Source organism: Nodularia sp. UHCC 0506 (genome assembly GCF_034931045.1).
GTDB lineage: Bacteria > Cyanobacteriota > Cyanobacteriia > Cyanobacteriales > Nostocaceae > Nodularia.
Map to the genome: position 1 here is coordinate 45,238 of NZ_JAYGHH010000031.1, position 17,388 is coordinate 62,625.

Consider the following 17,388-nt stretch of genomic DNA (forward strand, 5'->3'; position numbering starts at 1 on the left):
TATATGTTCAAGTTACTCTACTTAGATGTTGTTATTTAATATTCCTGCACAGCAACAAACCACTTATTAAAATCTTACCGATGATCAACAATGGAAAAATCTCATCCAGTTCCTCAACCTTTAAACTTCTCACTTGTAGGTGTTTTGATCAGTAAATCCTCAGATAATATTTTGTATCCAGTTGACTTTTGATTCCTTAGTGTTTTTTAAGCTGTTTGTATTTAACAGTCTAACAGTCAATTCCTGAAGATAGAGATAAGAAATATAAAAAAGTTAGTGATTGATTAAAGTAGTCCATGTATAGATATATTAAGTAAATCTACAAAATATATTTTATTTTGGCTTTTTATTTAAATTATCCTAAATCGCTGATATAGCCGTGCTATATGGGTTGTAAAAATTATTATTTAAATTCCTGTCCTCTATTAAATATTAAATCTAAATCTTCAACGTTGAGTTTTTATTTGAAATCTTCTGTTAGTTATATTCTTCTATCTCTACTATGGAAATATAGCTGTAACCCCTAAAAAAGTCCTATTTAGGGGCAAAAGCGTGGCAATGTTATGCGATAGGCTCGAATTAAAAAAATTGCCTCTACTAAATCACCCCAGGATGATTTGATGGCTAAGGCTGCTAATCTTCAGAAAATTTGGGGATGACAGATAACTTTATTCCCTATCTGTAGCGAACAGCAAACCCTACTTAAAACATGATCCGACAAACTGCCAAAGATGCCAGCATTCCTGCTGCATCAGCACACAGCGCCGCCGAAAGTGTGTAGTTTGTGCGAACAATACCAATACTGCCAAAATAAACTGCCATGATATAAAAGGTAGTTTCTGTTGAACCTTGCATTGTAGAAACAAGAAAGGACAGAAAACTGTCGGGGTCATTTTTGACAATTTCTGACATTAACCCAAATGAACCACTACCTGAAAGGGGGCGAATTAATGCCATTGGTAAAGCTTCTGGTGGCAGGGTTATTAGTGAAGTAATGGGAGAAACTATAGCTGTCAGGATATCCAGCGCACCACTAGCACGAAACATCCCAATCGCCACAAAAATTGCGACTAAAAATGGAATAATCCGAATGGCAATTTCAAAGCCTTCTTTTGCCCCGTCGGTAAGAACTTCATAAACTTTTACTCCTCGGAAATAACCAAATAAAAGGAATAAACAAATTAAAATAGGTAGTAGCCAATTGGAAAGGTTACTGAGAAAAACCATACTAAATATATAAGGTAATCCTCTGATGGAAAGGCGGTAAAAAACAGCCGCTAAAAATGCCACAATTAGACCACCGAAAACGATATTACCAATCATGCCGGGAGGAATTAATTCAGATTCGGGAGTTTCATCGGTTGCGGTTTTGCTATCTGTTTCGGCGGTTTCTAATTCAGATTCTAAAGGAGTCGGCTTAGAGGATGTCCGGCGGGCTAGAAGTTTACTAGCAACAATGGCCACGGATGTGGAGATGATAGTAGCAATAATTGAGGGCAGGATAATTGCTGCCGGATTGCTCGCCCCAGCACTGGCGCGGACAGTAATTACACCAAGGGGTAACAGTGTCACCGATGAGGTGTTAATGGCTAAAAACAAACACATGGCGGGTGTAGCCGTTCCCGGATTAGGGTTGAGTTTATTCAGTTCTGCCATCGCTTTTAAACCCATCGGGGTAGCGGCGTTTCCTAGTCCCAGGGCATTGGCTGCCATATTCATCACCATTGCGGACATAGCCGGGTGATTTACGGGAATTTCAGGGAAAAGTCGGCTCATGACTGGACGAATCAAACGGGCGATTAATCGCATCATCCCTGCGGCTTCGGCAACTTTCATAATTCCCAACCACAGCGCCATCGCCCCAATTAGTCCAATGGCTAGGGTAACTGCACTTTCAGCTGCTGTAAAGGAGGCTTCTGTTAAAGCGGCCATATTGCCGTTGTAAGCTGCTACTACTGTGGCGGAAACAATCAGGAACAGCCAAATGGCATTGAGTGGCGACGATGATTTTTTCATCTAAATGTTTTTAAATCTGATTAAATAATTTTCTGCATAGTAAGTCATAGGATGACCCATTGTGAAGACCACTAACTTAATCATCCGATGTTACAGTATTTTTACTCTGGAAGAACGAGTGCGATCGCCTCTGGCGGTGCGTAGCTTATCGCACCTGAGAAATATCGGTTCCACCAGTTTAGCAAGTGCAAGATATATATTAATTTTATATTAAGTGCGTGTCTACTTTCTCTAATTTTGTATTATATTAATCCTATTAACTACGAATTTTTATATAAAGATGTGGGTTAACGTACCAATTTCTTAAATCAAAATTTAAATATTGTCTTATCTTGATACACTCACCCCATGTAACCTGAATCGCAAAATGCCAAAAGCCCTAAACATACCACCAGAATCCAAAATAACGGACGAACAAAGAGAAGCCGCAGAAGCAGAAATTAACACAGGTAGCGTCGAACTCAATGATATGGAAAAGCGGAGAGGGATATCTCCAAGACCATTAGACATCTCCGAAAACTATCAAACCCTTGCAGTTAAGATGTTTTTCGGGAGCGATCGCTAACTGCAAAGATCCTGAGATTCTACGGTAGAATAAGTGTTAGAAATGCGTGTTCTAAGTATAATCACTCCAATACGGCTGTGCTTGTCTACACTTAATGGTAAATCTAAAGAGAGTTGACCCTGCTCATCTACAGTAGCCATGACTTCAATTGCTTTCATTGCTTTGAACGTGAGATTTGCTTTTTCTAGTCTAGTATCAAGTTGCATAATTTATCGACCTGCTTTCAGCCAGCCAAACACCTGATCAACTGTCAAATCTAGGGTGAAGAATTTTGGTATTGGCAAGCGATCGCAACCTGTGAACTCCATCGGTTCTTGACCTGGAATAAATGCTAAAATTAATCTCTCCTCTGGATCAATTAACCATCCTAGCTGAGTACCATGTCTGAGACAATGTAAAATATTACTAATAACTCTAGTGGCTCTCTGATTAGGTGAGAGAATTTCTACAGTCCAGTCAGGATAAATCTCAAAGGCATTGGGTACTTCGCCATCAGCCTCAAAAGGAATTCGTTGCCAACTGAATACAGTCACATCAGGCACAATCGAACGTCCAGCAAATGTGCAGCGCAATTCGGGAAACGCGATCGCAATTTGTGTTGTTTCTGCAACTTGATTCACAGCATCACAAAGTTTGAATTGCAGGCGGGAGTGCTTGCCTTGAGGCATGGGTTTTTGGTAAATTTGACCAGCAACAAATTCACTGGCTGGCTCGGTTTCTGGCAGTTTGAGGAATTCTTCGAGGGTGAGGGATGGAGAAATTGTTGTTTTCATCGCCTGGGGTTCCTTGTGATTGCCTCTGTGTTAGTATTTTATCGTCTTCGTGATTGTTGTGAAGTTCAAGTTTTGTTTCACGCAAAGGAAGAAATATCACAAAGCAAATGGTATGACTCATCTGAGATAATAAAAATAGCACCTCTAATTACACAAGATTTAATTAGTGAATCGGACAGCGTGAGGCACTCAAAAATCAATGGTGGAGATAATTGCTGTTTTTATGATCATTGGGCTGATTGTGATTGGTATTTTAGCCAGTCCGATTTTGATCAAACAGCGCCGCAATCTTGTTAAAGGCCGTCCTTTCCCTCCACTGTGGACTGCTGTCATTGAAAACCATCTCCCCATTTATCTTAAGCTTTCACCTGATGAACGTCGCAGACTTCAAGGACATATTCAAGTATTTTTAGCAGAAAAGCAATTCATTGGCTGTGGAGGTTTGCAAGTAACAGAAGAAATGAAGGTAACTATTGCTGCTGTGGCTTGTTTACTTTTACTCAATGAACGCGAAAAATATTTTCCTCAACTGCGTTCTATTTTAATTTATCCCAGGACATATTTTGTGAATCAAACCGTAGCAACGGGAAATTATGTAGTCGAAGAAAGACGCGAAGCTAGATTGGGCGAATCATGGACTCAAGACCAAGTAATATTATCTTGGGAACAGGTTGAACAAGATACTGGTAACTGGAAGGATGGACATAATGTTGTCCTACACGAATTTGCCCATCAGTTAGACCAAGAGGATAGAGTAGCTAACGGTGTGCCTATTTTACAGCGAAACTCAGATTATCCTGTGTGGGGGCAGGTGATGACAGCAGAATATCAACAACTTTGTGATGAGATTACCAGAAAAGTGAAAACTGTCATGGATGGCTATGGTACAATTAATCCGGCCGAGTTTTTTGCTGTGGCTACGGAAACATTTTATGAAAAACCTCGCCAGTTACGACAACATCATCCGGCACTTTATGAGCAATTACAACGCTATTATCAGTTAGATCCCGTGCAATGGACTTAAGGATAAATCCATTAAATTGGCTAGTTTATAAACAATTCGCGCCCCGACGTTACCATCCCACTCAGCATCACCGACCTCGCAGACATCAAAACCGATGATTTTGCGGTTACTCTTAATCAATTCCCGGAATAAACAAAAAGTTTGCTCTAATTCTAACCCACCAGGCACAGGAGTACCCGTACTGGGGCAGAGTTTGGGATCAAGTCCATCCACGTCAAAGCTAATGTAAACGTACTCTGGTAAATGACTGGTAATTTCTCGGCAGATATCAATCCAAGTGCTGCCAGCGTAGAGTTTTTGTTTGATAATTGGGTCGTAATAAGCGATAATGCGATCGCCTGATTGATCAATTATTTTCACTTCATCATGAGAAATATCACGCAAGCCTACCTGAACTAACTTGGATATCTGCGGAATTTTCAACCCATTGAACATAATCGAAGCATGGGAAAATTCAAACCCCTCATAAGCATCGCGTAAATCTGCGTGGGCATCAATATGTAAAATTCCATAGTTGGGATACTTAGCGGCTAATGCTTGGAAGTAACCTAATGGTACACTGTGATCACCACCAATGACGGCAACACGTTTTCCCTGATTCATTGCTGCTTGACATTGGGCAAATAACCATTTATTCACCTGTTCACCAGCTTGATTAATTGCTGTCAGCACAGGGGTTAAATCGGGTGTAGCGGTAAGTTGTTCACCTTGTGCTAGTCTTTCAATAATTTCTGCGGCTAAGGTGCGATAATATTCATTTTTTTCTGAAATATCTTGGGGAATTTCCATCATGAAAATTCCTTGTTTCCAGCCATCAGGATGGTCGAAATCGAATAAATCTAGTTGAATGGAAGCATCGAGTATTTGCTGTGGTCCGTTGGCTGTACCAGCATTATATGATACTGTGACTTCCCAAGGTACAGGAATGACAATCAAGTTTGCAGACTCATAATCGCATGGTAAACCGAAGATGTTACCATTGATTTCACCTACGCCACTGGGATTGTAGTCTGGTTGTTGAATAGTCATGATTTTGGATTTACACGCAGGGGTAAGCTCTCACTATTTTAACTAAAAAATGGTGCTGGTGATTTCAAGGATAAATTTATCTACCTCATTCAGATGAAATCTGCTGTCATGATGACAATGCGGCAATTATTTCATCAAAATTGCGGTGATATACCTGTTGTCCATAGTTGTTCCATGCTTCGTCTGATGAGTGGGGAAACCTTGTTAATGTTGCGTGTTGAATATATGTCATCATGGGGCGACGCAGATTTTCGTATTTCTCGAAGGCTTTGCCCATTGCTTGCCCATTATCCCACTTATTTGTCTCGGCAATATGAGCAATTAACGTTGTCACTGCTAACGCATCTTCAAATCCTTGATTCACCCCTTGTGCCATAAAAGGAGGCATTCCATGCGCTGCATCACCCACTAATACCACACGTCCTCTACTCCAGCTTAGTTGATTTTTGTTGTCAGATGTGGTGGCGTGATGAATGTAGTATGGACGTTGCTGCATATTAGCAGGGGGAGATAGTCGAACTAATTCCTGAAGTACATCGGGATAGCCAGCTTTTTCTAACTGCTGCATTGCTAAATCCAGCAAAGAATTTTCAGATTTACCCTCTAACGATTCCAAAGACACAGCCAGATGTAAAATGTATCCTATATGGCTACCTGGTCTGCGAAATAACATCATCCTTAGCTCATCCAGTGAATCGGTAATTTCGGAAGCATTACTAATAGTGACAATGGGTGAATCTTGAAAAAACTTCTCTTCAAGTTGTGTCTGTAGTTCCTGGGGAACTTCGGTGATTTCCCGACAAGATATAGCTGCAAATCCCGAATATTTAGGTTGTGCAGAATCACTATCAGGACTATCTTTGTAAAGTACTTTCCGAATTGTCGAGTTAATACCATCTGCTGCTACAATTAGTTTAGCTCGGAACGATTTTGTTACTGATTCTTGAGAGTTATTATCTAAAGTTTCCGGCTGGCTATTCTCAACTTTTTGTCCATCAGCCCAATAAGCATAGGGGTTGGCTTCTGTTTCTAGATTAGAAACGCAATCTATGCGAACACAGCCATTTTCTGGCTCATCTATAACATTTATACAACGATGATTTGCTTTAACTCTGTCTTCAGGAATGAGATTTCTGAGGGTAGTTTGCAAATTATACCAAGCAATTGAAACTCGACCTTCACCATAATTTTGCAACCAGTGATCAAATCCCAGAGGAGTTGACCGAATAGTTTCCCCCTGTAAATTCTTATAAACCCATTCAAGTGAAGTTTTGGCAGGTTTTTCTCCCTGATTTTTCTCACTATGAGACTGGGGGGAAGTCATGAACCCCATCCCAGCATTCTTAACTGCTTCGTAAGCTTGATTATCTAAATATTTGAGAGATTTTAAGCCATTGGGAAGAAGATCCAATACCTGACCAACTGGACGAAAAGTGCGAGTTTGATCAACAACCAGAATATTTTCTATCCCACATTTGCGTAAGCCAATAGCAGTTGCTAACCCGATAGGCCCAGCGCCAACTATGACAACATCGTAGATTTCCGTAGCAGCAGAAACCACAGATGTGGTTAAAGTCCGATTATCTGATTTAATTTCTGACATATTTATCCAAATTATTTGGGAATATAAGCTAAGTAATATGGCGAGATTGTTAATTAATCTGCCAATTCCTTCACCAAAGAAGCAACTACCGCCTGCAAAGAACCTGTATTTTCAAATATCCGTCGCTGACGAATATAGCTAGGCCCTGAGTCCAATCTTTGCGCCAGTAGATGCAAATACGGACTTTCTCTTAAAGTATCGGCAGTCATGCCTATCGCATCTAATATATCCTTAACTATATTCCTAATTGGTCTACTGTTGCCTTCTTGATCTTCGATATAATTGGCATCTAAACCCCAGCGAGACGCTCTGAAAAAGTTCTCCTTTTCCATTAACCAGGGTAGGGGCGATAACAAAAATCCTGTTTTTCTTCCTTTGCTACATTCATAGAGATACAATATTAAAGAATGGACAAAAGCTGCCAGCATGATCGATTCTTTCACCGTTGGTTGAGCATCCATGATCCTGATTTCTAGGGTTCCCAAATTGGGTTGGGGTCGCAAATCCCAATGAATATCACGGATAATTTCAAAGATTCCGGCGTTTTGGGCGGTAATAAAGAAGTCAGAAAAATCTTGCCAGGTGGGAAAAGTGGGAGGGATACCATAGGTTCTCAACGATGATAGGAAGCACCGACGATAAGAAGCAAAGCCGGTATCATAACCCGACCAAAAAGGTGAACTAGCAGACAGCGCCAGCAAAATTGGCAGATAAGGTTTGAGCCTCCCCATTATATTTACAGCTGCATCACCTGATGGCATTCCGACGTGAATCTGAAGGGCAAAAGTTGTCATTATTTCTGCTAGATAGCCGGATGCGTGTTGCTGGGTGAGATATCTGGGAAGAGGTGTGACAGGGGTAAAGCGAGTGGAAAATGGATGAGTACCAGCTGCACAAATATTCATACCCAAGTTTTGGCATCTGGTTTTAAGTTGACACAGAATGTCCCAAATATTGGCTTCTAACTCATGGATATTCCTGCAAATCTGGGAACTAATCTCCACTGATGCTTGCTTAAATTCTGGCTGAAGGTAAGAATTATCAGCATCTTGTGCTAACAAAGGTAAAATACCATCGACTAATTCCAGGGTGTGAGGGTTGAGCAATTGTAACTCAATCTCCATACCGAGAGAGAATTCAGGAGAGCTTTTAAATTCTATGCCTGTCATGCTATTTTTTTCTGGCTAGTACAGGTCGGCAGAAGTAACTTATAAGTGTAATTGACATTGTGTATTTTTTACTTCTACTTGAAAGCTGATAAATTAAAATGGCGTTGTTGTACCCAGATGAATAGTTTGTCCTGATTGTGGATGTTGAAAGCTAAGTTCTCTGGCGTGTAGATGTAACCGACTGGCTACAGCATTGCATCCATATAGGCGATCGCCTAAAATAGTAGATCCCAATCCTCTAGGATCAGCAGCATGAACTCTCAATTGGTGGGTGCGTCCTGTGAGGGGGATAAACTCGACACGCGGATAATTTCTTTCCCTCCCTATTACCCGAAATTTAGTCAAGCTGACTTTACCATGCTGCCAATTCACTTGCTGATAAGGGCGATTTTCAGGATTTCCCCATAACGGTAGTTCAATTACACCATCTTCAACCGTTACAGTACCAGAAAGGATAGCCTCATAAACCTTGTGAATTTGCCGTTGTTGAAATTGCTGGCTCAGTTGCCGATGAATTTGGCGATTCCGTGCCAATAGTAAAATACCAGAAGTTTCCTGATCCAGTCGATGCACAGTCATAATTTCCGCATCATCTGGAAACGAACAACGCCAGCGACTCAGCACACTATCTTGAGTATCCCGATAGCGACCAGGAACCGAAAGTAGCCCTGGGGGTTTGTTCACAGCAATCAGCCATTCATCTTCATAAATAATCGGTAAATTAAACTCTACTCTATGGCTTAAATGGCTACTGAAACTTTCTTTTTTTGCTCTTAAGAGGTTTGGAAACTGAAATTTTAACCCCGAAAGCAAAAACCCCATTAACGTCTGACAACGCTCAACGCAGGCTCCGTAAAATTCCCCCTGTACTTTGTCTTTAGAAGTCCCACCCCACCAAAATTCCGCCATTGCTAAAGGTTTTAGTCCATGATTTGCCGCATAGTGCAGTAGCTTCGGCGCACAACAATCTCCTGTTCCCGTAGGTATAGACCCGGCTGGCAGCAATTTTTGCAAAGATGCCGATTGTCCCAAAAAATTCATTAGGGAATAAGCCTCGTGCATTTGTGCCTGCAATTGGCGAGATAGTGCTTTACGCCGTTGTTTTAGTTCCTGTATTTGTCTGTCTGTTGCTGAGATTAATTGCTGTAAAGGTTGCAACACGGTATTCTGTTTGGCTTTGAGTTGGCGGCGTTCAATTCCTTGTTGACGGCTTTCCTCTTCCAGTGCTGCTAATGCGGTAGTTAGTGCTTCTTCGGTCAATTCTTGGTAAAGTAGCTGACGTTTTGCGTCACGTTCCTGTTTGCTATGCCGATGGCGATCGCTCATCTGTTGCAACTGCTGCTCAAACTCGTAAGATAGAATTTCACACTGCTGTCTTTCTCTGAGTTCCTTGAGAGTAATCAATTCCTGCTTGATATTCTCCAGTTCAGCTAAAGTCTGTCCTTCCTCTGCGGCTACTTCTTCCCGTCCTGGAATGCTTGGAACCCAACCCTCAATGAAACTGCAACCATTGAGAAGACCAGAAAATGCTTTTAAAACTTGTGTTTCACCTGTAGGGAGTTCAACCAGCAAAATACCATACATCTTCCCCTCCTGATTATAAACCGCATCAGTCGCTAATTCTTGCATTAAATCACGAGCGATCGCCTCCACAAAAACAGTGCGGGGTAATCTCAATAAATCACCAGTTTCCGGACAAAACCCTTCATACCAATAACTAACCGTTGAATCACTGACCACAGATTGAACCTCACACCACTTCAAGTATTTTGCTCAACAACCGTGCCAATATAGAAAGTAAGAAACAATAAGCGTAAAACTCAGCAAAAGGAAGGCCAAAAAACGCTGTGCAGATAACATTTTTAGGGACGAGTTCAGGAGTACCCACGCGATCGCGCAATGTTTCCAGCATAGCGCTGAGATTACCCCAAAGAGCAGAACTGTGGCTATTGGACTGTGGCGAAGGTACTCAGCATCAACTTTTGCGGAGTGACCTCAAAATGAGTCAACTATCCCGAATTTTCATCACCCATCTACACGGCGACCATATTTTTGGCCTAATGGGACTCCTTGCCAGTTGTGGATTAGCTGGTAACGTGCAACGAGTCGATCTCTATGGGCCACCAGGATTAAACGAATATATCCAAGCAGCCACACGTTACTCACACACACACTTTTCCTATCCGGTGAAAATTCATGTTGTCCAACCAGGAATCATTTATGAAGATGATGAATTCACCGTTAGCTGTAGTCCTCTACATCACCGCATTACAGCATTTGGTTATCGCATAGCAGAAAAAAACCGGACAGGACGCTTTGATCTCGAAAAAGCCAAAGCCTTGCAAATTCCCCCTGGTCGGGTGTACGGTCAACTCAAGCGTGGTGAAACAGTTACACTTGCAGACGGACGAGTAATTCACGGCACTGAATTATGCGGCCCCACAGAAATTGGACGCAAAATAGCCTATTGTACAGATACAATTTATTCCGAGGGTGCAGTGGAATTAGCCCAAGATGCCGATGTCTTGATTCATGAAGCTACCTTTGCCCATCAAGATGCAGATTTAGCATTTCAGCGATTGCATTCCACAACCACAATGGCAGCGCAAACAGCCTTAGTCGCTGGGGCGCATCGGTTAATTATGACTCATTTCAGTCCCCGCTATGCACCGGGAAACACTATAGAACTAAAAGATTTACTTCATGAAGCCAGGGCAATTTTCCCGAACACAGATATGGCTTATGATTTCATGGCTTATAGTGTACCCAGGCGACGGGAAGCAGAGTTACAGCAGTTTGCAGGTAGATGAAGTACAAATATTAATACTAAAACTCTTGTGGGGTGGGCATCCTCCCCGCCTTAGTTTTCGACTCTAAAACCATAACCCAAAACTGGTCTTGCAGCATTAAAACGTCTAAACAGGAAATTATTGAGAATTTCACACAAACTTGAGTAGTAATAATAAATATTTATCAGCGAGGGATTGTTTATTACCTATATTTAATTATTTCATCATTCACAATATGTATTATTTCTATCTCGATCTCAAAATTTTTCCAATTGCTAAATTTAAAAAATACACATTCACATTAAAACTCTTTAGTCGTCAATTTGCTGTATTGCTGGTAATAGGGATTAAATCTCATTAATTTAATTGAATATACAAGTGACTCTATTTACACAATTATCCTGATGAGATGCTTGTATTTGTTTCTGCAAGTATTATTTATGATAATTAATTACACCTTGTTAGCGTAACAAAAACATCTAAAATATTGTTCATACAAACTCTTCATAATTGAAGCCAGAAACCTTTAGTAATATGTTTAATCTATAGGTTGAGAAAAACTCGTTTTAAAGCAATGACTTCATAATTTTCCATATATAGCGTTTCTTGATTTTTATATTAGAGGAATTTGATAGTGGCTAACACAAGTATGAATCAAGACAAACTGGTTCATCACTCTTCAATAAAAGCAGTTGATGTCAGAAGACTACCTAAAATCTTGCTGCGCCGACGCTTTTTGTGCTTAGGTATCTCCGGCATCTTTATGTCAATTGCTGGCTTCTTAGCTGTCAATACTAAACCGAATTACCAAAGCTCGATGCAGATACTGGTAAATTCTAATTTATATGGAGGTGTCAGATTAAATAATATCCAATCAGGTGTAAACAGTGACTTGACTGAAACAAATTTACCAGGATTTGACTATAGCGCTCAGATAAAATTAATGATGAGTTCTAAGTTGCTCCAGAAAGCTGTAAATATTCTTCAATCTAATTATCCAGATATTACCATAGATGATATTAAGGGGAATAATAGCCAAAATTCAGCTTTGGTAGTCAAGCAACTAGAAAATAGGATTGGAGTTAATCAAGTTCCTAGTCAAGTATTTGAAGTCTCCTTTCAATATGATGATCCAGTTAAAACACAAAGAGTACTGCAAGCTCTAAAAAAGGTTTATCAAGACTACAATATAGAGCAGCAGCAAGAAAGATTGAAGAAAGGACTTACCTTTGTTAGCACTCGCTTACCCCAGATTAAAAAAGAGGTGAGTCAAGCAGAAAAAAACTTAGAGGATTTTCGCAGGAAGCATAATGTCCTAGATCCAGAAGTGCAAAGTAAAATCCTCCTAGAATCTCGTGCCGATATTGCAAAACAACGAGAAACCACCCGCGCCCAACTGAAAGATGTACAAGCTCGGTACAATAACTTAGAAGAAAAAATCACTGCTTTATTCCAGAATGCACAAATTGCTTCTCGTTTAAATCAGTCAACTCGTTACCAATCGCTATTGCATGAAGTTCAAAAAACTGAACGAGCGATCGCTAGGGAAGAAATACGCTATACAGAAGAATCACCAATTTTAGAAAATCTAAAGCAGCAACACCAAAGTCAAAAAAGGCTGTTACAGCAAGAGATCAAACAATTACTAGGTGATCAAGCGATTAGTGCCAACAACACCAGAAAATTACTTTTGATACAAGAGCAAACAACAGAAGTTGACCCAATCCTGATGCAAGAGTTTATTCAGGTACAAACAATTGTTAAAGGACTGATTGCTCATGAAAATAGTTTAGCTGAGTCAGAAAAGCGACTTAGTTTGCAATTAAGCAAATATCCTGGCCTCATAGCTGAGTACAACCGTTTACTACCAGCAGTAGAAACTCAACGCAAAATACTTGAGCAATTACTCCAAACGCAACAGTATTTGGGATTAAAGATTTCTCAGGGAGGCTTTGATTGGCAAGTGTTAGAGGAACCAGCTTTGGGAACTTCTACCAGTAGCCGTAGATCAATGCTTTTACTTGGGGGAGTTTTAGTTAGCCCCATTTTAGGTATAGCAATTGCCCTGATTTGGGGAATGTTTAATTACCCTATTTATTCCCTACAAGAATTACAGAAGCTGACGAAACTCCGATTATTGGGTTCAGTACCCAAACTAGCGCCACAGGGTTTCAAAAAGCGTTTACCCATGTGGTTTTGGCAAAAACAGGAAAGTTTAGCTCCCTCTTTGATAGAAACTAGCACTTGGTTGCCTTGCCATGAAAGTTTGGATATGGTCTACCAAAACATTCAAATATTCAAGCATCCTTACCCTTTCAAGTCTCTGATGTTAACTTCAGCACTATCTAGAGAAGGTAAGACAACCTTGGCATTGGGGCTGGCGGCTAGTGCGGCTCGGATGCATCGGCGCATACTATTGATTGATGCTAACCTGCGGTATCCTCACTTACACAAAAACTTGCAACTATCTAATGACTGGGGACTATCTCTGTTATTAGTCGATGAAACAAATACCCAGGTTCAAGATTATATCCAGCCAATTCACCCTTCCATTGATATTTTGACTGCTGGCCCCACAGAGGAGGACACAATAAAGCTGCTCAGTCAAGAGCGAATGGAACAATTAATCAGATCCTTTGAACAGACCTATGATTTAGTGCTAATAGATGCGCCATCAATTTTAGGCACAGTCGATGCCAGGATTTTGGCATCATTCTGTCATGGAATTTTGATGGTAGGGCGCATTGGTCAGGTAACACCCAATGAATTGACGCAAGCTATAGAAATTTTGAGCAATTTGAATTTAGTGGGAATTATTGCTAACGATGTCAGCAGGGAGTAGGGGAAGAGGCAGGGGTGCAGGGTGCAGGGTGCAGGGGGGAGAAGAGGGTAGCTTCCCAATGACTAATGACCAATAGCTGATTTTTCATACTGATTGCATAATTATGAGGAAGTGGCAACTTCCCAAGTTAGATCACTGTCTCATCTTAAGTGGTAAACACTATAGTCCAGAGCATCAAACAGATACTAAATGTGATTTAAATGATCAGTATGAAATTTCAACTGCTATTAGGCTCTTTATTTTCCCGGATCAAAGTACGTCATTGGTGGATAGGTATCTTCTTTTGGTTGGCTTTAGTGGCCCCAGCTCAAGCATCTGTAATTCTCCGGGTGGCGATTGAGAGGGGAGTTAATCAGGTGAAAGTTGGCAGTTCCACAACTGCGATTGTTAAGGATAGTACGGGTCGCACTCTCGGACAGTTGCCGGCAATGAGTTCTTTTAATGCTCAAACTATCCCCGGTGGTGTGGCTCTGGATAGGTGGCAATCTGGTTTATTCTGGATTGAACCAACAGGTGATGGATTTGTTTATATTGGCGATCGCTGGTATCGTGGCAGAACGCTGGTTGTCCCTACAGATAAAGGTTTAGATGTTGTTAACTGGGTGGATTTAGAAGAATATCTCTATAGTGTCATCGGTGGCGAAATGGATGCTGGATGGCCACCAGAAGCACTCAAAGCCCAAGCGATCGCAGCTCGGACTTATGCCCTCTACAAACGCAATGAACAGCGTAATAATCCCACTTATGACTTAGGCGATAGTCCCGACCGTTGGCAAATTTATAAAGGAGTCATCAGCGAATCTCCTACTATTTACGACGCAGTTGATGCCACAGCCGGGAAAGTACTCACACATAACAACGAAATTATTCTCTCAGTTTTCCACGCTTGTTCGGGGGGACATACCGAAAATGTCGAAGATGTTTGGGGAAATCCCCTCGCTTACCTGCGTGCTGTTCAAGACTACGATCAAAATATCAGCGCCTGTAATTGGGAGAGAACCTTTACCTCTGACGAAATTAGCTCCAGAATTTCTGGGGTAGGTAATGTTAAGGACATGATTGCAGAAGTCCTCTCGCCTTTCCGTAGTGTGAAAACCTTAAGAATTGTCGGAGACAAGGGTACAAGGGTGTTAAAAGGTGAAGAAGTGCGGACGGCTCTCAGATTGAGAAGTACTCGCTTTAATATCACTAGAGGCGCAAATGGGAGTTTTGTACTACAAGGTTTAGGCTTTGGTCATGGCTTAGGAATGAGCCAGTGGGGAGCGTACAATTTAGCTCGACAAGGAGCCAACCACCTGCAAATTTTAGGACATTACTACCAAGGAGTAGCCCTCACACCAATTAAAACCAAGTAATTGGTCATTAGTCATTAGTCATTAGTCATTAGGAAGAGTATACTTTTTTGACTTTTGACTTTTGACCTTTTTTGAATTAATAATTTTGAATTTTGAATTAATTTGACTTTATTTCTCCTCACTTCCTTCCTGCAAACGCCTTTGCCATTCGGCATCAATTTGTGCAGAACGCTCAATTTCTTGATCGATTAAGTCGGTTTCGCTGGAATATACTAAATCTTCACTACCGATGACTTTTTCTGTGGCAAACTGCTGGGCGTAGTCAATTTTTCGCTCTAAAGCGTCATTTGGGTTTGCTAATATTCTAGACCGGGACAGGCGATCGCGGTTACGTGCAACAATTTTTTTATTCTGCCATTGAATCCAGAAATAACGCACTAACGGTAGACCTAAGAAACCTGCGCCATAACCCAACAATAGCCAATAAATCCCTTGGACAAAGGCGACTAATCCCCCTAACTGGGCTGCTGCTGTACCATCGGCTATCAAGCCTCCTAATATTAAAGCTGCCACAAAGTTGAGTACACCCAAACCAGCCGACAGCATAATCTGTCCTGAACTCGCCGCACTAAAACGCCAAGGATATTCTTCTAGGTGCGTTGGAACTGATTTATGACGCGTCTTGGTGGCTTTAACTTGCAACTCTGGGAAATAATAGACAATCTGCCCTTCGGGACTTACCTCTGGTTGCCCATTAAATCGAATTAGCACCGGCAGCATATAATCTTCATATTCTTGTGTATAACTTTCACCAAGATTATCCAGATATGGGGCAATTTGTTCTGCTACTACTGCACCCTGATTATGCCGAATCACAGCCCCAATTTCTTGCCATCGGCGTTCTTCTAAATTGGCATTAGGATTACCATCACCAAACAAAAACGAAAATACAGCCTCAAAGAAATTCAACTCGCTTTCTTGGCTTCTTTGTTGGTGTCTTTGGTATTGCCGTTCTTGTTGGCGATCGCGATAATTGGGACTAAAATACCAAAATAAATCCGGGAATGGAAAAAAGAATAACCCCCCACCCCTAGAACCGCTACCCCTACTGTCGCCGTCACGATCTGAGTTAGAAGCAGTAACAATGATAAAGATGGTAACAGTTATGAGGACAATAGAAAGAATTAAGAAAATAGCAAAAGAAATCCGAATCAGGTAAAAAAGGACTTCCCAGACCTTTTTCCACCATTCCCGCAACCGCATCTGAAAGTATTTATTACGTAAAACATCGCGGAAATTTCGCGGAAACTGGTAAACAATATCACCCGTCTCTGCCACTTGTAAATGTCCGCCAGCATCAGAAGCTAGAGCTAATAAACCTTGTCCAGCTTCGGCGAGATTCAAGCCAGCCTGACTTGACACATCACCAACGGTAACTCGGTAGCCCAGTTTTTCTACAGCTTGCATGATGGTGGGATTGGGAGTCACTACTCTTCCCTCCTGTTAAAATTTAGTTTAATCTTTCTTAAGTATAAAGTTTTATTTTAGGTAGGGAGCGGGGAAAGAAAGTCAAAAATCAAAAGTCAAAAGTCAAAAAAGTGTCCTCTTCCCAATGACCAATGACCGATTCTTCATGTTATGATTATTTCGCTTGGCCTGGTTAATCAGCAATTTTTCTGTTCTTAGTATGGTTCAGTATACTCTCGCTCAAAGTCCAGAAATTCTGCTCACTGTTTCTGGAAAAGATTCAGCCAAAGCCCGTGAAAAAGCTATGGATCAGCTGATGGAATTAATGGATGCTGGTAAGCTTCCCACGGAACTGGAAGAGGGATTTGGCCCTCAACAATTAATTGAAGTGAAGGAACCGGCTAATGATTCTGTTAGTGGCGAGGACGGCATTACACAAGCTGTCCAAATTTTAAATAATCTAGCCACACTCAAGTTAAAGGTACAGGAATCACGGGCTGATGCTCTAGAAATTCGTCAGGCTGTAGATGTTCTGTTTTCAGATAATTCAGTCACTGAAGAGGAGATTACTCGTCTCAAGGAAGGCTTTAAAGTCTTGAAAACTTTTGCCCAGGCTAATTTGCGTTATCAGGAAGCACGAGCTAAAGCCGAACACGCACGGCAAGTTTTGGATCAAGCTTTGAAGTCTCCTGATCAATAATTAGGGCTGGTTGAATAAATATAAAACCCAGATGAATCGAAGGTTTGAGGCTGATAAACCCGACAGTAGCTGCAAAATTTTTGAAGGTGTACCATCAAAAGTGTGAATTTTGGGTT

The 17,388-nt window shown here is 41.1% G+C and carries 15 protein-coding genes and 1 pseudogene; 7 read left to right on the forward strand and 9 right to left on the reverse strand.

What is annotated here, in order from left to right:
- Positions 1-547 precede the first annotated feature (547 nt).
- Both VB654_RS16645 and VB654_RS16650 read right to left on the reverse strand, forming a co-directional pair.
- Positions 548-637 (reverse strand): annotated as a pseudogene (locus VB654_RS16645) (carbon-phosphorus lyase complex subunit PhnI); the annotation flags it as partial.
- Between the two features lie 65 nt (positions 638-702).
- Positions 703-2,016, reverse strand: a complete 1,314-nt coding sequence (locus VB654_RS16650; RefSeq protein ID WP_323214908.1) for a nucleoside recognition domain-containing protein — start codon at positions 2,014-2,016, stop codon at positions 703-705.
- Positions 2,017-2,077: 61 nt separating this feature from the next.
- Between VB654_RS16650 and VB654_RS16655 the strand changes: the two genes are divergently transcribed.
- A complete protein-coding gene (locus VB654_RS16655; protein WP_323214910.1) occupies positions 2,078-2,230 on the forward strand; it encodes a hypothetical protein in 153 nt (50 codons plus the stop codon).
- Positions 2,231-2,383: 153 nt separating this feature from the next.
- Positions 2,384-2,581, forward strand: coding sequence for a hypothetical protein (locus tag VB654_RS16660; RefSeq protein ID WP_323214911.1), 198 nt, complete (start codon positions 2,384-2,386; stop codon positions 2,579-2,581).
- On the opposite strand, the gene VB654_RS16665 is transcribed toward VB654_RS16660, so the two are convergent.
- Together VB654_RS16665 and VB654_RS16670 are read right to left on the reverse strand one after the other, a co-directional pair.
- Positions 2,578-2,787 (reverse strand): hypothetical protein, encoded by a 210-nt coding sequence (locus VB654_RS16665; protein ID WP_323214913.1) that lies wholly within the window; start codon positions 2,785-2,787, stop codon positions 2,578-2,580. The genes VB654_RS16660 and VB654_RS16665 overlap by 4 nt on opposite strands.
- Before the next feature lie 3 nt (positions 2,788-2,790).
- Complete coding sequence (locus tag VB654_RS16670; RefSeq protein WP_323214915.1) at positions 2,791-3,354, reverse strand: Uma2 family endonuclease; 564 nt, start codon at positions 3,352-3,354, stop codon at positions 2,791-2,793.
- A gap of 199 nt (positions 3,355-3,553) precedes the next feature.
- Between VB654_RS16670 and VB654_RS16675 the strand changes: the two genes are divergently transcribed.
- Entirely contained in the window at positions 3,554-4,378 is an 825-nt protein-coding gene (locus VB654_RS16675) for a M90 family metallopeptidase (protein ID WP_323214916.1), read from the forward strand.
- On the opposite strand, the gene speB is transcribed toward VB654_RS16675, so the two are convergent.
- The 4 genes from speB to VB654_RS16695 form a co-directional block, all read right to left on the reverse strand.
- Positions 4,355-5,407, reverse strand: coding sequence for an agmatinase SpeB (gene speB / locus VB654_RS16680; RefSeq protein WP_323214918.1), 1,053 nt, complete (start codon positions 5,405-5,407; stop codon positions 4,355-4,357). The genes VB654_RS16675 and speB overlap by 24 nt on opposite strands.
- Before the next feature lie 106 nt (positions 5,408-5,513).
- On the reverse strand, positions 5,514-7,010 hold the full coding sequence (locus VB654_RS16685; RefSeq protein WP_323214919.1) for an NAD(P)/FAD-dependent oxidoreductase: 1,497 nt from the start codon (positions 7,008-7,010) through the stop codon (positions 5,514-5,516).
- A gap of 53 nt (positions 7,011-7,063) precedes the next feature.
- Positions 7,064-8,179 carry a carboxylate-amine ligase gene (locus VB654_RS16690; RefSeq protein ID WP_323214921.1) on the reverse strand — a complete coding sequence of 372 codons (1,116 nt, stop codon included), beginning with the start codon at positions 8,177-8,179 and terminating at the stop codon, positions 7,064-7,066.
- Between the two features lie 93 nt (positions 8,180-8,272).
- A complete protein-coding gene (locus VB654_RS16695) occupies positions 8,273-9,919 on the reverse strand; it encodes an RluA family pseudouridine synthase (RefSeq protein ID WP_323214923.1) in 1,647 nt (548 codons plus the stop codon).
- A gap of 107 nt (positions 9,920-10,026) precedes the next feature.
- Between VB654_RS16695 and VB654_RS16700 the strand changes: the two genes are divergently transcribed.
- The 3 genes from VB654_RS16700 (at position 10,027) to VB654_RS16710 (ending at position 15,165) form a co-directional block, all read left to right on the forward strand.
- Entirely contained in the window at positions 10,027-10,989 is a 963-nt protein-coding gene (locus tag VB654_RS16700; RefSeq protein ID WP_323214925.1) for a ribonuclease Z, read from the forward strand.
- 628 nt (positions 10,990-11,617) lie between these two features.
- Positions 11,618-13,810, forward strand: a complete 2,193-nt coding sequence (locus tag VB654_RS16705) for a polysaccharide biosynthesis tyrosine autokinase (protein ID WP_323214936.1) — start codon at positions 11,618-11,620, stop codon at positions 13,808-13,810.
- A gap of 209 nt (positions 13,811-14,019) precedes the next feature.
- Entirely contained in the window at positions 14,020-15,165 is a 1,146-nt protein-coding gene (locus VB654_RS16710) for a SpoIID/LytB domain-containing protein (protein WP_323214927.1), read from the forward strand.
- A 108-nt stretch (positions 15,166-15,273) separates the two neighbouring features.
- Here the strand turns inward: VB654_RS16710 and VB654_RS16715 are convergent, their stop codons facing one another.
- Complete coding sequence (locus VB654_RS16715) at positions 15,274-16,593, reverse strand: hypothetical protein (protein ID WP_323214929.1); 1,320 nt, start codon at positions 16,591-16,593, stop codon at positions 15,274-15,276.
- Between the two features lie 199 nt (positions 16,594-16,792).
- On the opposite strand from VB654_RS16715, the gene VB654_RS16720 reads away from it, so the two are divergent.
- Positions 16,793-17,272, forward strand: a complete 480-nt coding sequence (locus VB654_RS16720; protein ID WP_323214930.1) for a hypothetical protein — start codon at positions 16,793-16,795, stop codon at positions 17,270-17,272.
- The last annotated feature ends 116 nt before the right edge of the window (positions 17,273-17,388 follow it).

Coding starts and splice junctions, on each gene's coding strand:
- VB654_RS16670 (WP_323214915.1), bottom strand. CDS start 3,354: ATGAAAACAACAATTTCTCCATCCCTCACCCTCGAAGAATTCCTCAAA.
- VB654_RS16660 (WP_323214911.1), top strand. CDS start 2,384: ATGCCAAAAGCCCTAAACATACCACCAGAATCCAAAATAACGGACGAA.
- VB654_RS16705 (WP_323214936.1), top strand. CDS start 11,618: ATGAATCAAGACAAACTGGTTCATCACTCTTCAATAAAAGCAGTTGAT.
- VB654_RS16665 (WP_323214913.1), bottom strand. CDS start 2,787: ATGCAACTTGATACTAGACTAGAAAAAGCAAATCTCACGTTCAAAGCA.
- speB (WP_323214918.1), bottom strand. CDS start 5,407: ATGACTATTCAACAACCAGACTACAATCCCAGTGGCGTAGGTGAAATC.
- VB654_RS16685 (WP_323214919.1), bottom strand. CDS start 7,010: ATGTCAGAAATTAAATCAGATAATCGGACTTTAACCACATCTGTGGTT.
- VB654_RS16650 (WP_323214908.1), bottom strand. CDS start 2,016: ATGAAAAAATCATCGTCGCCACTCAATGCCATTTGGCTGTTCCTGATT.
- VB654_RS16710 (WP_323214927.1), top strand. CDS start 14,020: ATGAAATTTCAACTGCTATTAGGCTCTTTATTTTCCCGGATCAAAGTA.
- VB654_RS16675 (WP_323214916.1), top strand. CDS start 3,554: ATGGTGGAGATAATTGCTGTTTTTATGATCATTGGGCTGATTGTGATT.
- VB654_RS16690 (WP_323214921.1), bottom strand. CDS start 8,179: ATGACAGGCATAGAATTTAAAAGCTCTCCTGAATTCTCTCTCGGTATG.
- VB654_RS16720 (WP_323214930.1), top strand. CDS start 16,793: ATGGTTCAGTATACTCTCGCTCAAAGTCCAGAAATTCTGCTCACTGTT.